A 14,957-nucleotide genomic window follows, 5' to 3' on the forward strand; every position below is an offset into this window, starting at 1 on the left:
ACCCCCCAACCCACCCCCACCCCCCCCACCCCACCCCACCCCCACCCCCCCCGGTGATCAAGCGGTTTGCGTCACCGACAGGCCGATCGGTGACGCAAACCTCTTGATCAACCCGGCGAGGCGGGCGGGTCAGGACGTGGGGGGTGGGCAGCGGTCGGGGAGGGTGACCTGGCCGGGGCGGTGGTCGAAGGTGTCCAAGGTGAACCACTCGTCCAGCTCCGGGTCGAAGAGGTTCTGCAGGCCGAACTGCAACACCTGCACCCACCGGGTCGGGTCGCGCCTGTCGACGTAGATGTCGCCGAGCGCGAGCGGGAACCGGAAGAACTCGCCAGGCACTGTGGAACCGCCGACGACGCCCACCCGCCAGTGGTCGACGTGCCGGTCCTGATCTCCCTGCAGGATCTCCGGCCCCACGAAACGCGCGGTCTTCAGCTTGTCGTTGAAGATCTGCCGGTTGAAGAATCCCGGGACCTTGCTGCACGCGCGCGGCGGGAACAGCGGGATGTTCGGCCACCTGTAGGTGAGCGTGTAGAGCGTGTTCTCGTAGATCAGGTTGGTGAACCAGATCGGGTGGTCCGGGCCGCCCGCGACCATCTGGCTGTTGCCGTCGCGGCCCTGCCAGGTGAACGGCACGTCGATGCCGAGGTCCCGCACGACGTACCGGCCGGTGCCCTGGAAGTCCGCAGGCAACTGCGGCGGGCGCGGCTCGCCCGGCGCGGGAGCCACGTCGCCGTCCGCCCTGGGCAATGGGGCCGCCGCCGGGCCGGGCGCGACCACCCCGAGGGCGAACAGCGCACCGGCCACCGCCGAAACCACAACCCGAGGTGTACGCCTCGACGCCATCGACCCTCCGCCAGTGTCGAAAGTGGCCGACGCTTTACCCGCGCCCACCTCCGGCGAAGCGTAGGAGCAGGGCAAACGTGAGAACGTGTGGAACGGGTGGCCTCCACCGGACGGGTGACACCTTGGTCAACTCGGGTTTCAGGAAGGCGCGGTGTCGGGGCGCTCAGGACACCCCGGCTTCCAGGAACCCGAGTGGATCACCGGACAACGCGCCGGCCCGGGACCGGCATCGGTCCCGGGCCGGCGGTCACGCGAAGGCCCGCCACTGCCCAGGGCCGCCACGCGGACGCGCTCGCGACCCTCGACGAGGCGAGCGCCATCGCACAGGCGCACGGCGCCCACGCCGTCGCGCGGCAGATCGAAGAGGCGAGGACGCAGATCTAAGGGACTGTCAGAGGACCCGGGTGACCTGTTCGGCGGCGACGACCGCAGCCCGGCGGGCCGGGTCGAGGTTCGCGCTGATGACCACTGACGCGCCCGCCGACAGCGGCGCGAGCAACCACTTCAGCGGCTGCTCGTGCTCGGCCGCGTCGACCAGCAGCCGGTCGCCGGCCCGCAGGTCCAGCGTCCGGGCGAGTTCCTGGGCGAGCGCGCCCCACTGGCCGTAGGTGGTGCCGTCCGCGCTGGCCGGATCGGACGGCTGGATGGCGGTGTGGTCGGGCGTGACGTCCGGGTGGCGGAGCACCTCGGCCGACCAGTCCAACCAACCCAACGGCACGTCGGCGAGGCGGCCCGGCCCGGTGCCGACGAGGTAGCGGTGCGTCGCGTCCGGCACGTCCTCCAACCAGTCGTCCTGTCGCTCGGGCGTCACCAGGACCGCGTCGAACGGCCGGTCGCCGCCGGGCTCCAGCACCGCCAGGCCCGCCGTGGCGCGCGGTCGGAACGACACCGCCAGGCCGGAGGCCCAGGCGCCCAACAACACCGCGGCGGTACGCCAGTGCGGCGGCAGCAGGACCACTACGCGGCTGCCGGGGCCAAGTCCGCAGCCGTCCCGCAGCAGGCCCGCGCTCCGGGCCGCCCACTGGCCGACCTGCTGGGCGGTCAGGTCGACGCGCTCCCCGGTCGCCTCGTCGCGGTAGCTGAGCAGCGGACGCTCGGCCTCGACGGGCCGGGCCGCCAGCTCGGCCGTGTCGGTTGGCTGCATCTCCACGCTCCCCGGGTCGACGTGGGCACCACAGTACTCACCGACTTTGGTCGCACCTGTCGTCGTCGGTCGGCCGTATCGGGTGGCCGGGCGACCCCCGCATGGTGCAGGTGACCCCCGAGACGCCGCCGAGGAGCGCCCATGCCGACCGGACAAGATCCCGCCGCCGCTGACCGTCTGCCGCTGCGTCGGCGGCTCCTGCCGGTGGTGGCGTTGCTGCTGCTCGCGCCGTGGGCGGCGGAGTGCTCGTGGGGTGGCTTCGCCATCGACGACTTCCTCCTCGTGCTGATCTTCCTGGGCCCGATGTACGGCGGCGCGGCGATCCTCATCCGGGAGACCGCCCGGCACCTCGGGGCGAGCTGGCCGACCATCGTGCTGCTCGCCGCCGCGTTCGGTGTGTTCCAGGCCGGTCTGGTCGACCAGTCGCTGTTCAACGCCGACTTCCTCGACGACACCCAGTACGCCGACACCCGGGCCGCCGCCGAGGCGACGCTGGTGCCGGGGCTCGAATTCAGCCTCCGGCAAGCCTTCGACTACGTGGGCAACCACATCGTGCTGACCATCTGCGCGCCGATCGTGTTCGTCGAGTCGTTCCTCGGGCCGAAGCGGCGGCTGCGGCCGTGGCTGGGTCGTTTCGGCCTCGTCGTGGTCAGCGTGCTCTACCTGCTCGGCAGCCTGCTGATCTTCTCGGACATCAACGATGACAAGGGCTTCCTGGCCAGTCCACTGCAACTGTCCTTCGCGACGTTGCTGGTCCTCGCCCTCGTTACGACGGCCCTCCTGCCGCACTGGCGGCGCCCGGGCCGCACGGCCGGTGGTGCATGGAGGGCAGCAGAGCAAAGGGAGCCACGCCGCATTCGTCGGGTACCGCATCCGCTGTGGGTGGGTCTGCTGATCGTCCTCGCTCGTTTCGGCACCGATCTGGCACCCGGCTGGACGGGAGTGGGCATCGCCCTCGGGATCGCGGCGGTCGTCGGAGGGCTGCTCTCGTACTGGTCGTCCGGCGTGGGCTGGGGGCAGCGGCACGTGCTCGTCGCCGGCTCGGCGAGCGTGGTCAGCGCCGCGGCGTTCGCGTACCTCGTGCCGCCGTACTCCGCGGCGAGCCCGGCGGCGGCACTGGCCGGCGACATCGCGGTCACCGTCGTCACGCTCACCCTGGTCGTGGGTGCGTGGTGGCGGCTACGTGCTTCGCCCGCTGTTCACGTCGCCGCAAGCTGATGCTCCCCGACAGGTGTCAGCCTCCGTGCGGGTACGACATGACGGAGGAAGTCCTTGACACTCAGAAGAGCACTCACCGCGCTCACCGCAGCCGGTGTCGCCGCCGCCAGCCTGACCGGGGCGACCCCCGCGTCGGCCGGCGCGCACCGCCACCCGGGCCCGGCGCTCGCCTTCGACCGGGTCGCCACGTACCCGGTGTTCCAGAACCGTCCGGCCGGCGAGGATCCGACGACCGCGACGGTCGCCGAGATCTCGGCGGTAAGCGAGGACGGTCGCACCCTGGTCCACACCGACGCGCTGGCCAAGCGCATCGGTTTCCTGGACATCTCCCGTGCCGACCGGCCGCGTGGCCTCGGCACGCTCTCCCTGGCCCAGCTCGGCGACGCCGAGGACGAGCCGACCTCGGTCGCCGTGGTCGGGAGGTACGTGCTGGTGGTGGTGAACACCAGTGTCAGCTTCACCGAGCCGTCCGGTCGGCTCGACGTGATCGAGTTGGCCGGTCGCAAGCGGGTGGCCAGCTTCGCCCTCGGCGGTCAGCCCGACTCGATCGCGATCAGCAAGGACAAGCGGTACGCGGCGATCGCCATCGAGAACGAGCGGGACGAGGAGGCGACCCCGCCCGGTGGCGCGGAGGGTGACCTGCCCCAGGCGCCCGCCGGCTTCGTGCAGATCGTCGACCTGACCGGGAAGTCTCCGGCCGGTTGGCGGCTCCGGCCGGTCGCGCTGACCGGCGACGATGGCACCGCGCTGCCCGCGCTGGCGCAGGCCGGGCTCGCCGCGCCTACCGACCCGGAGCCGGAGTACGTCTCGATCAACAGCCGCAACCAGTTGGCAGTGACGCTTCAGGAGAACAACGGCGTCGCCCTGATCGACCTGCCCACCGGCCGGATCACCAAGGTGTTCAACGCGGGCACCGCCACGATCAGCGGGATCGACACCGTGAAGGACGGCGTCATCGACCTGACCGGCAGCATCACCTACGTGCCGCGCGAGCCGGACGCGGTTGCCTGGGTCGACGACCGCTACCTCGCCACCGCGAACGAGGGCGACTGGCACGGCGGCACCCGTGGCTGGTCCGTCTTCGACAGCCGCAGCGGACGCGTCGCCTGGGATGCCGGCAACACCTTCGAGCGGCTCGCCGTCACCTACGGGCTGCACAACGAGGACCGGGCCGGCAAGAAGGGCACCGAACCGGAGGGCGTGGCGGTCGCCGAGTACAACGGCGTGCGGTACGCGTTCGTCGGCTCGGAGCGGAGCAACTTCGTCGCCGTCTACGACCTGAGCAGCCCCACCCGCCCGGTGTTCCGGCAGGTCCTGCCGACCACGAACGGGCCGGAAGGGCTGCTGCCCATCCCGTCGCGCGGCCTGCTCGCGGTCTCCAGCGAGGAGGACGACGCGTCGGTGAACGTCCGGGCCTCGGTGTCGCTGTTCCAGCTCGGTAAGGGCACGCTGTCGTTCCCGAGCATCGTCTCCGCCTCGGACGCCTCGGGTGCACCGATCGGTTGGGGTGCGCTCGGCGCGTTGACCGCGGCCCCGGGCACGCGGGACCAGCTCTACAGCGTCACCGACGCGGCGTACAGCCAGACCCGCATCCTCGCCATCGACGCCAAGCGGACGCCCGCCGTGATCACCGGCGCGCTGCCGGTGCGGGACGCGGCAGGCGCTCCGACCGGGTACGACGCGGAGGGCATCTTCGCCCGCCCGCAGGGTGGCTTCTGGCTCGCCGTCGAAGGCGCCAAGGGCGCGGAGAACAAGCTGGTCCGGCTGGACGCCGCCGGGATCACCCGGCAGACCGTCGCGCTGCCCACCGAGGTCGCCGCCGGTCTCGGCAAGCAGGGCCTGGAGGGGGTCACCGCCACCACCGACCGACAGGGCCGGGAGATCGTCTGGGTGGCCGTACAGCGGGAGTTGAGCACCGACCCGGCCGGCATCGCCCGGATCGGCCGCTACGACGTCGCCGCGGGCACCTGGAGCTGGTTCGGCTACCAGTTGGGAGCCACCACCGTCCCGGGCGACTGGATGGGCCTGTCGGAGATCAGCGTGGTCGGTGACCGGCTCGCGATCATCGAGCGGGACAAGCTGAACGGCCCGGCCGCCACGGTCAAGCGGATCTACACGGTGCCGCTGCCCGGTGCGGCGGCGACCGGCCCGCTGACCGTGCTGCCGAAGACGCTCGCCGTCGACGTGCTGCCCGCGCTGCGCGCAGGCAACGGCTGGACGCAGGAGAAGCTGGAGGGTCTGACCGTGGCCGGCAACGGCGAGGTGTACGCGATCACCGACAACGACGCGGTGCAGGACGCCACCGGCGAGACGGTGCTGCTGCGACTCGGCTCCAGCCGAAAGGTCTTCGGCCGCAACTGACCCACCGCCCGTTCTCCGTCGGCCGGCGTCCACCCTCGCGGTGGACGCCGGCCGATCACGTCAGCGGACCCCGGCGGCCGACCACCATCCCACTCACCTCCTTTGCTCTGCATATCCATATGCGGCAGGCACTCGCCGTGAGGCACGTTCCCGCCGTCTCGACCGTTGGCCGGCACGACATCCCAGCTGAATCGGGGTGGTGCAGATAGGTCTGCAAAGCAAAGGCTCTGAGCGGGGTCCGCGGGGAAGTGGAGGCCGTGACTCTCTGTCAGGGCGGCCGTTCCTCGACCATCCGGGCGACCATCGTGGCCGGGTAGTCAGCGGGGCAGCTCCGGGCCGCCGTCGAGCAGCGGGGCGAGCAGGTCGTCGTACTCCTCGACCCGGGTCAGGACCTCGGCGGCGGTGAACTGGCGGACGGCCGGTCTCCGGCCACGGGCGCCGGCCTCGACCTCGCCCCAGGTCAGCGGCGTCGACACCGACGGCACCGACTGGGCCCGCAGGGAGTACGGCGCCACGGTGGTCTTCGCCGCGTTGTTCTGGCTCCAGTCGATGAAGACCTTGCCCGGTCGAAGGTTCTTCGCCATCTTCGACACGATCAGCTTCGGGTGGGCCTGCTCCAACTCCTGGGCGATCCGCCTGGCGTAGGCGGAGACGTCGTCCGACGACTGGGTGCCGGCGATCGGGCAGCAGAGCTGCATGCCCTTCTTGCCGGAGGTCTTCGGGTACGACGTGATGCCGTCGTCGGCGAGCCGGTCGCGCATCAGCACCGCCACCGGGCAACACTCGGCGAGCCCGGCCGGCGGCCCCGGATCCAGGTCGACGACCATCATGTCCGGGTGCTCGCCCACCTTCCACTGCGGCGTGTGCAGCTCCAACGCGGCCAGGTTGGCCAGCCAGACCAGGGTGGGCAGGTCGTCGGCGACCACGTAGTCGATGGTCTCCCGGCCCTTCGTCGACCCGGGCGCGGGCAGGTTCTCCACCCGCACCCAGTCCGGGGTCGCGGCCGGCGTGTTCTTCTCGAAGAACGACTTGTCGTCCACGCCGTTGGGGAAGCGGATCCGGGTGACCGGTCGGTCCCGCAGGTGCGGCAGCAGCACCGGAGAGATCCGGGTGTAGTAGTCGATCACCTCGCCCTTGGTGAAGCCGGCCGCCGGGTAGAGCACCTTGTCCAGGTTGGACAACTCCAGCGCGCGGCCCTCGACGTCCACCCGTAGCCGCTCAGCCGGCATCGTCGACCTCCTCCGGCGGCTTGTCCGGGCGCAGACGCAGCACCCGGGGAAAGCGCAGCCGGCCGTCCGGGGTGCGTTGGCCGTACTTCACCTCCACCACCACCCGGGGTTCTACCCAGATGGCGCCCCGGGCATCCTCGCGCGGCACACCGGGTGCGAACGGCGACACGCCGGACCGCAGCGGCTCCAACTCGGCGAGGAGCTGCCGCTCGATGGCCGCGCCGATCCCGCCGCCGACCCGGCCCCGGTAGATCAACCGGCCGTCCGGGCCGGGCACACCGACAAGCAGCCCGCCGATCCGGCGCGCACCCGGTCGCCAACCGCCGACGACGAAGTCACCTGTCACCTCCAGTTTGACCTTCACCCAGTCCGGCGAGCGCACTCCCGGGCGGTAGCCGGCCCCGACCCGCTTGGCCATCACCCCCTCCAGACCGTGCTCACCCGCCGCCTCGTAGGTGGCCGGCCCGTCGGCGAACACCGGGGGCACCGCCCACCGGGGGCCACCGAGCCCGAGCGCGTCCAGGGCCGCCCGGCGGCGCTCGTACGGCCAGCCGGTCAGGTCGTCGCCGTTCAGCCGGAGCAGGTCGAAGATCATGTAGGTCACCGGCATCACCCCGGCCAGCCGGGCCGCCTTGATCCGGTCCCGCACGTGCATCCGCTCGGCGAGCGCGGTGAACGACGGCTGCCCGCCCTGGCCGAGCAGCACCACCTCACCGTCGAGCAGCGCGTCGTCGACCTGCTCGGGCAGGGTGGCCAACTCCGGGTACGCGGCGGTGATCTCCACGCCGGACCGGGCATACAGGTGCTGACCGCCACCGGAGATGTCGGCCAGGGCCCGCACGCCGTCCCACTTGAACTCGTACGCCCAGCCGTCACCCGCCGGGAGCGGCCCGGTCATCGCGAGCATCGGCTTGAGCGGCGCGCCGGGCACGACCCGACTGTAGTAGCAGGCCGAACACCTCGCGTCCGGTTCTTTCGGATGCGAGCATGGTCGATACCGGGGAAGGGAGCGCAGGATGCGTGCCATCTGGAAGGGAGCCGTGTCGTTCGGGCTCGTCTCGATCGGGGTGAAGCTCTACTCCGCGACCGAGGAGAAGGACATTCGGTTCCACCAGGTGCACCGCGAGGACGGCGGCCGGATCCGCTACAAGCGCACCTGCTCGGTCTGCGGCGAGGAGGTCACCTACGACGACATCGCCAAGGGCTACGACATCGGCGGCGGCGAGATGGTCATCCTCACCGACGAGGACTTCGCCGACCTGCCGCTGACCAGCTCCCGCGCCATCGACGTGCTGGAGTTCGTGCCTGCCGAGCAGGTCGACCCGATCCTCTACAACAAGGCGTACTTCCTCGAACCGGAGGGCGCGGCCACCAAGCCGTACGTGCTGCTGCGCGACGCGCTCATCGACTCGGAGCGGGTGGCCATCGTCAAGGTGGCGCTGCGCCAACGGGAGCAACTGGCCACGCTGCGGGTCCGCGAGGGTGTGCTGCTGCTCAACACCATGCTCTGGCCGGACGAGATCCGTACCCCGGACTTCGGCTTCCTCGACGAGGACCTGAAGGTGCGCCCGCCGGAGCTGGCGATGGCCAGTTCCCTGATCGACTCGATGACCGGCGAGTTCGAGCCGGACGTCTTCACCGACGACTACCGGGCCGCCCTGCAGGAGGTCATCGACGCCAAGGTGGAGGGTCGGGAGGTCGTCCAGCCGGAGGAGGTCGAGGAGGCCCCGGCCGCTGCGGTCGACCTGATGGCCGCGCTGAAGGCGTCGGTGGAGCGCGCCAAGGCGGCTCGCGGAGAGCAGCCCGCCCGCGGTGGCGGTGGTGGTGGCGAGCCGACGCCCATCTCCTCGGCCCGGTCCGCCCAGAAGGCGGCGGAGAAGAAGGCCGCGAAGGCCCCCGCGAAGAGGACCACGGCAAAGAAGACAGCCGATAAGAAGGCGGCCGAGCCGGCGAAGAAGACCACCGCCAGGAAGACCCCCGCGAAGAAGGCCGAGCCGGCGAAGAAGACTGCCGCCCGCAAGACCGCACCCCGCAAGAGCGCCTGACCGGCACGGCAGCGGCAGCGGTGTCCGCCGCGCCGGATAGGCTCCGCCGGCCGCTGGCGACCCGGAGGAGCCCCCATGTCGTACACCCCTGATCTGGACCGGTTGCTGACGCCCGGCGCCCGCTTCACCGACGAGCACGGCGGATATCTCATCGAGGTCCACCCGGTGGGCGACATCGTGTTGCCGACCGGCCGCGTGGTCGGGTGTGACCCGCTGGTCTGCCCGGAGGCCGAACCGTTCACCGTCACCGTGCCGCCGGGCCGGCACCCCGCCCGCGCCTGGGTGGCGGTGGTGCTCCGGGAGGACGCCGAGGTGGACCGACGGGTCGCCGCGTTGGAACTGGTCGTCTCAGGCGAGCCGACGGTCCGCTGGGAGCCGGCCGTCGCGGGTGACCAGGACGTCGCCACACTCGGTGCGGACGACTACTTCGGGTACGGGGTGGACGCCGGCGTCGGCACCCTCGCCGACCCGACCGCGCTCGCCGTCCTGGAGGGCTGGGACGAGGCCCGGGTGGAAGAGGTCTTCATCCCGACCGAGCTGCCCTCGTCCCCGGTGCCAGGGCTCGTCACCGCCGTGTTGGACGAGGCCAGCGGGGCCAACGTCGTCATCGTGACGAGCGGTTGGGGCGACGGCTGCTACGGCACCTGGATCGGTCGGACCGCCGACGGCCGGGTCACCTCGTTCGTGACCGACTTCATGGTCGTACCGGAATAACCGCCCGGGAACGACTCGGAACTGTCGCGTTGGGCGATCCGAGGTGTCCGCGGCGGGCACGGTAGGCCGCGGTGCGGGTACCGTGTGCGTCGGCTTTCCCCCCGGCACCGGGTGCCGGCCACACTTCGCAGCAGGGAGTCGACGACGTGAGCGAGCGGACGCAGCAGAACCGGTCGGCAGGCCAGGACCAGAGCCCGGCGACCAAGTCGGGGCGCCGCCTGGCCGCCCAGTTGGCGGAGAAGAAGGCCGCCGACGCGAGGCGGAAGCGCAACGCGTGGATCAGCGGCCTCGCCGCTGTCGCCGTGGTCGGGACGCTGATCGCCGTCTTCGTGACCATCGGCGGGGGTGACGACAAGCCCAAGACCCAGGCCGACAGCACCCCGTCCGCCTCCGCCCCGGCGCCCGACGAGGCCGGCGCACCCCCCGCTCCGCAGTTGCCCGAGGGTGCCGACCCGGCGCTCGGCACCAAGCCGACGGTGACGCCGGGCACGGGCGACCTCAAGAAGCTCGCGGTCACCCCGCTGATCAAGGGCACGGGTCCGGCGGTGAAGAAGGGCCAGAACATCACCACCAACTACGTGGGGGTGTTCTACAAGGACGGCAAGGAGTTCGACTCCTCCTGGAAGAGCGGGCAGCCGGCCACCTTCCCGATCGGCGTCGGCCAGGTCATCCCCGGCTGGGACCAGGGCCTGGTCGGCGTGACCGTGGGCAGCCGGGTGCAGCTCGACATCCCGGGCGAGCTGGCGTACGGCAACGACGAGGCCGCCGGCGGCGGACGTCCGACCGGTCCGCTGCGGTTCGTGGTGGACGTGCTCGCCGCCCAGTGACCTGTCCGGGTCGTCCCGGTTGTCGCCGGGACGCGATGGAGTTGTTCACATGGGGCTTCCGGCCCGTCACCCAGCGGCAGTAGGTTCGGCGTCACCCCGGGCGGTTCACCGCCCGGGGTGAGCATTCCGGAACCGGGGACGCGGAGGTGCATGTGACGGCGCTTGACGAGTCTGGGCGGGCCGCCCGGTCGATGTGGGCGTACTTCGAGCCGGTGCACGCGGTCACCTATCTGCACCCCCGGGCCCGTGCCGCGTACGAGGCGGTGGGGCTGCGCGGTTACTGGCGTGGGTACTTCGCCGGCCGGGCCGCGCCGCTTGGCGCCGCCGAGGCGGCCCCGGTGGTCGCCGCCTTCTTCAACTTCGCGCCGCCGATGGTCGCCCGCGCGCTGCCGGCGGTGTGGCGGCTGGCCACCCCGCAGGAGGCGCTACGCGCCCGCCTGACCGGCGCCGTGCAGGCGCTCGCTGAGCTGACCTACGAGCTACCGGAATCGCACCTGGTGGAGGCCGCCGACCTGCTCGAGCGGGCCGCTGCGGCGGCGCAGACCGCCGGCCGGGTGCTCGGCGCGGCAAACGCGGCACTCCCGGCCGGCGAGTACCCGCTGGCGCGGCTGTGGCAGGCCGCCACCACCCTGCGCGAGCACCGGGGGGACGGGCACGTGGCGGCGCTGGTGGCCGCCGGGCTGGACCCGGTGGAGACGCTGACCGGGCGGGTCGCGCTCGACGGTGCGCCGCCGCAGTACCTGCTCGGCCGGGGCTGGTCGGAGGAGCAGTGGCACGCCGCCCGCGAGCGGCTCACCAAGCGCGGCTGGCTGACCGGGGACGGCGCGGCCACCGAGCACGCCCGGGCCGGGTTCGAGGCCGTCGAGGAAGCCACCGACCGGGCCGCCGCGCACCCGTGGCAGGCGCTCGGCCCCGCCGACACGGACCGGCTCCGGGAACTGCTCGAGCCGATCGCCCGCTCCGGCCACACCCTGCTTCCCGAGGGCAGCCCGCTCGGTCTGCCGGCGCTGCCCGGCTGACCGGACGGCCGTCGGTCGGGCAGGATGGGGCCGTGACTGATGCGGTGGTCTTCGACCTGGACGGCGTGATCGTGGATTCCGAGCCGGTGTGGGAGGAGGTCCGCCGGGCGTACGTGGCCGAGCACGGCGGGACGTGGCAGCCGGACACCCAACGCCGGTTGATGGGGATGAGCACCGGTGAGTGGGCCCACTACCTCAGCGGCGAGCTGGGGGTCGGCCGCACCGCCGAGCAGGTCGCCGTCGAGGTGGTCGAGGAGATGGCCCGACGCTACCGGGACCACGTACCCCTCATCGACGGCGCCGACGAGGTGGTGCGCCGGCTGGCCGCACGGTGGCCGCTGGGGTTGGCCAGTTCGTCGCCGACCCGGCTGATCGAGGCGGCGCTGGCCGCGACCGGCCTGACCGACGCGTTCGGCGCGACCCTCTCCACCGAGCAGACCGAGCGGGGCAAGCCCGCGCCGGACGTTTACCTGAACGTGGCCCAACTCCTCGGCGTCGACCCGAAGCTCTGTGTGGCGGTGGAGGACTCGTCCAACGGGGTGCGCTCCGCCGCGGCGGCCGGGATGCGGGTGGTGGCGGTGCCGCACGGCGCGTACCCGCTCGACCCGGATGCCGCGGGGATGGCCGTGGTGACGCTGAACGCGATCGGCGAGCTGACCCCGGAGCTGGTCGACGAGCGGGGTTGACCCGCACCGGGCGGGGTAGAGACCACGGATGAAGGCCATCGTGTACGAGCGCGTCGGCGACCCTTCGGTGCTGGAGCTGGTCGACCGTCCGGTGCCGGAGCCGGGTGCGGGCGAGGTCCTGGTGCGGATGGCGGTCTCCGGGGTGAACCCGACCGACTGGAAGTCCCGCCGCAGCTCTGCGCCGGCCGGGTGGCAGATTCCCGGGCAGGACGGCGCGGGGGTGGTCGAGTCGGTAGGCGCGGGGGTCGACCCGGATCTGATCGGTGAGCGGGTGTGGGTATGGGAGGCCGCCTGGCAGCGTCCGTGGGGCACGACTGCGGAGTACACGCTGGTGCCGGTCCGGCAGGCGGTACGCCTCGGCGACGCCGCGTTCGAGCTGGGCGCGGCCCTGGGCATCCCGTTCCTCACCGCGCACCGCTGTCTGACCGCCGGTGAGTTCATGCCGGACACGCTGCGGGCCGGCGCGCTCGCCGATCACACGGTGCTGGTCCAGGGCGGCGCGGGCGCGGTCGGCAACGCCGCGATCCAGCTCGCCCGTTGGGCCGACGCCACCGTGATCGCCACGGTGAGCAGTGCGGAGAAGGCACAGCTCGCGGCGGCGGCCGGCGCGTCCTTTGTGATCAACTATCGGGAGCAGGACGTGGTCGAGGAGGTCCACAAGATCGCCCCCGACGGGGTCCACACGATCGTCGAGGTCTCTCCGGCCCGGAACGCCGCGACCGACGTGCAGGTGCTGCGGCACGGCGGGGCGGTCTGCATGTACGCCGACAGCGGCGGGGCCGAGGTGAGCATCCCGATCCGGGCCATGATGGCGCCGAACGCGCGCTGGCAGTTCGTGCTCGTCTACACGGAGCCGAAGGCGGCCAAGGCGCAGGGCGTGAAGGACGTGGCGGCGGCGGCCAGCCAGGGTGGCATCGGGGTGGGCGCGGACGCCGGCCTGCCGCTGCACCGCTACCCGCTTGCCGAGGCGGCCGCAGCGCACCGGGCGGTGGAGGATTCGGCGGTGGGCAAGGTGCTGATCACCACGAGCGACGTCTGATCGGGTCGCTGACAATCCGATTTCCCCGTCAGCAGGACAAAGGCGAACAACTTTCGCAACAATGACGGTGCGGGTCATCCCGCGTGGAGCGGGCGGCCCCGGCGCGGTGCGAACGCCGGGGCCGCCCCTGGGGAGGGATCGTTCAGGAGTACTCCCGCCCCAACAGGCGACAGTGCCCGGGAAAACGTTACGGGGCTGTCAGCTCCCGGACAGTCAGCTCACCCTCGGCGTACCGCGAACGGACGACCTTCTTGTCGAACTTGCCCACGCTGGTCTTCGGCACCGTGTCGATGAACGCCCAGCGCTCAGGCAACTGCCACCGCGCCACCGACCCGGCCAGGAAGTCCCGCAACTCCTCGGCGGTCACCGAAGCACCCTCCCGCACCACCACGGTGGCCAGTGGACGTTCGTCCCAGCGCTCGTCCGGGACGCCCACCACGCACGCCTCCAGCACCGCCGGGTGGGCCATCAGCGCGTTCTCCAACTCCACCGACGAAATCCACTCGCCCCCGGACTTGATCACGTCCTTGGCGCGGTCGGTGAGCGTGATGAACCCGTCCGGCGAGAGGGTGCCCACGTCGCCGGTACGCAGCCAGCCGTCGCGGAACTTCTCCTCGTCCGGGGCGTCGTCACCGACGTACCTGGCGGTCACCCACGGCCCACGGACCTCCAGCTCGCCCACGGCCTCGCCGTCGGCGGGCATCGGCTCGCCCGACGGGCCGACGATCCGCGCCTGCACGCCCGCCGGCACCCGCCCCTGCGTGTAGCGGTAGCGCCATGCCTGCTCCCCCGTCACCCCGGCGGGCGGACGCGAGACCGACCCCAGCGGGGACATCTCGGTCATTCCCCAGGCGTGGATGACGTCGATGCCGTGCCGCTCGTCGAACGCGTGCATCAGCGCCGGTGGGCACGCCGAACCGCCGACGATCACCTCACCGAGCGAGGTGGTGTCCACGTCGTGGGCGTCCAGGTAGGCCAGCAGGTCGGTCCAGATGGTCGGCACCGCGCCAGCCAGGGTGGGCCGCTCGGCGGCGATCATCTCGGCGATCGGCGCGGCCTGGAGGAACCGGTCCGGCATGATCAGTGACGCGCCGGAGAGGAAGGCCGCGTACGGCAGGCCCCACGACATGGCGTGGAACATCGGCACGATCGCCAACTCCCGGTCGGTCGGCCCGAGACCGAAACCCTCAGGCATGCACACCTGCAACGAGTGCAGATAGATCGAGCGGTGCGAGTAGGCCACGCCCTTCGGGTTGCCGGTGGTGCCCGAGGTGTAGCAGAGCGCCGCGGCGTCGCGCTCGTCCACCTCCGGCCAGTCGTAGGTGTCCGGACGGTCGGCGAGCAACGCGTCCCAGTGGTGCACGGTGATCCGGTCACCGGCAGCCGTCACCAGCGGCGCCGGGTCGCCGCCGCCGACCACCACGACGTGCCGCACCGTGGTCAGCTCCCCGATCACCCGGGCCAGCAGCGGGATGAGCGTGCTGTCGACGAGCACCACCCGGTCCTCGGCGTGGTTGGCGATGTAGACGACCTGATCGGGGAAGAGCCTGATGTTCAGCGTGTGCAGCACCGCGCCCATGCTCGGCACCGCGAAGTAGGCCACCAGGTGCTCGTTGTTGTTCCACATGAAGGTGGCGACCCGCTCGTCGCCGGTCACCCCACACTCGTCGCGCAGCGCGTGTGCCAGCCGGGCCGCGGCACGGCCCACCTCGGCGTACGTCATCCGGCGGGGCTCGGCGCCCGTCCAGGTGACCACCTCGGCGGCGCCGTGCACCCCTGCGCCGTGGTCGAGGATCCGGGAGATCTGCAGAGGGGCGTCCATCATCGTGCTA

13 protein-coding genes are annotated in these 14,957 nt (G+C 72.0%); 8 read left to right on the plus strand and 5 right to left on the minus strand.

Features of this window, described 5'->3' with window-relative positions:
- Positions 1–129: 129 nt before the first annotated feature.
- Both AB0C15_RS31170 and AB0C15_RS31175 read right to left on the minus strand, forming a co-directional pair.
- Positions 130–804, minus strand: a complete 675-nt coding sequence (locus AB0C15_RS31170) for a hypothetical protein (protein ID WP_357358063.1) — start codon at positions 802–804, stop codon at positions 130–132.
- A gap of 430 nt (positions 805–1,234) precedes the next feature.
- Positions 1,235–1,987, minus strand: coding sequence for a TIGR03089 family protein (locus tag AB0C15_RS31175; RefSeq protein WP_357358065.1), 753 nt, complete (start codon positions 1,985–1,987; stop codon positions 1,235–1,237).
- 141 nt (positions 1,988–2,128) lie between these two features.
- Here AB0C15_RS31175 and AB0C15_RS31180 point away from each other — a divergent pair, with 141 nt between their 5' ends.
- On the plus strand, positions 2,129–3,205 hold the full coding sequence (locus AB0C15_RS31180) for a hypothetical protein (RefSeq protein WP_357358067.1): 1,077 nt from the start codon (positions 2,129–2,131) through the stop codon (positions 3,203–3,205).
- A gap of 54 nt (positions 3,206–3,259) precedes the next feature.
- On the plus strand, positions 3,260–5,566 hold the full coding sequence (locus AB0C15_RS31185) for an esterase-like activity of phytase family protein (RefSeq protein ID WP_357358069.1): 2,307 nt from the start codon (positions 3,260–3,262) through the stop codon (positions 5,564–5,566).
- Between the two features lie 317 nt (positions 5,567–5,883).
- On the opposite strand, the gene ligD (AB0C15_RS31190) is transcribed toward AB0C15_RS31185, so the two are convergent.
- On the minus strand, positions 5,884–6,795 hold the full coding sequence (ligD, locus tag AB0C15_RS31190) for a non-homologous end-joining DNA ligase (protein WP_357358071.1): 912 nt from the start codon (positions 6,793–6,795) through the stop codon (positions 5,884–5,886).
- Positions 6,785–7,726, minus strand: a complete 942-nt coding sequence (ligD, locus tag AB0C15_RS31195) for a non-homologous end-joining DNA ligase (RefSeq protein WP_357358074.1) — start codon at positions 7,724–7,726, stop codon at positions 6,785–6,787. The genes ligD (AB0C15_RS31190) and ligD (AB0C15_RS31195) overlap by 11 nt, the downstream gene beginning before the upstream one ends.
- An 85-nt stretch (positions 7,727–7,811) precedes the next feature.
- Here ligD (AB0C15_RS31195) and AB0C15_RS31200 point away from each other — a divergent pair, with 85 nt between their 5' ends.
- The 6 genes from AB0C15_RS31200 to AB0C15_RS31225 all read left to right on the plus strand — a co-directional run bounded on the left by AB0C15_RS31200 (position 7,812) and on the right by AB0C15_RS31225 (position 13,125).
- Positions 7,812–8,840: a Ku protein gene (locus AB0C15_RS31200; protein ID WP_357358076.1), complete on the plus strand. Its 1,029-nt coding sequence runs from the start codon at positions 7,812–7,814 to the stop codon at positions 8,838–8,840.
- A 75-nt stretch (positions 8,841–8,915) separates the two neighbouring features.
- Complete coding sequence (locus AB0C15_RS31205) at positions 8,916–9,554, plus strand: DUF4241 domain-containing protein (protein WP_357358078.1); 639 nt, start codon at positions 8,916–8,918, stop codon at positions 9,552–9,554.
- 146 nt (positions 9,555–9,700) lie between these two features.
- The gene (locus tag AB0C15_RS31210; RefSeq protein ID WP_357358080.1) at positions 9,701–10,381 is read left to right on the plus strand and encodes an FKBP-type peptidyl-prolyl cis-trans isomerase; all 681 of its coding nucleotides are present in this window, start codon (positions 9,701–9,703) and stop codon (positions 10,379–10,381) included.
- Between the two features lie 191 nt (positions 10,382–10,572).
- On the plus strand, positions 10,573–11,400 hold the full coding sequence (locus AB0C15_RS31215) for a hypothetical protein (protein ID WP_357358115.1): 828 nt from the start codon (positions 10,573–10,575) through the stop codon (positions 11,398–11,400).
- 32 nt (positions 11,401–11,432) lie between these two features.
- A complete protein-coding gene (locus tag AB0C15_RS31220; RefSeq protein WP_357358082.1) occupies positions 11,433–12,086 on the plus strand; it encodes an HAD family phosphatase in 654 nt (217 codons plus the stop codon).
- A gap of 28 nt (positions 12,087–12,114) precedes the next feature.
- On the plus strand, positions 12,115–13,125 hold the full coding sequence (locus AB0C15_RS31225; protein WP_357358084.1) for an NADPH:quinone reductase: 1,011 nt from the start codon (positions 12,115–12,117) through the stop codon (positions 13,123–13,125).
- 187 nt (positions 13,126–13,312) lie between these two features.
- Here the strand turns inward: AB0C15_RS31225 and AB0C15_RS31230 are convergent, their stop codons facing one another.
- Entirely contained in the window at positions 13,313–14,947 is a 1,635-nt protein-coding gene (locus AB0C15_RS31230) for a fatty acid--CoA ligase (protein WP_357358117.1), read from the minus strand.
- Positions 14,948–14,957: the final 10 nt, after the last annotated feature.

Source organism: Micromonospora sp. NPDC048835 (genome assembly GCF_040649995.1).
GTDB lineage: Bacteria > Actinomycetota > Actinomycetes > Mycobacteriales > Micromonosporaceae > Micromonospora.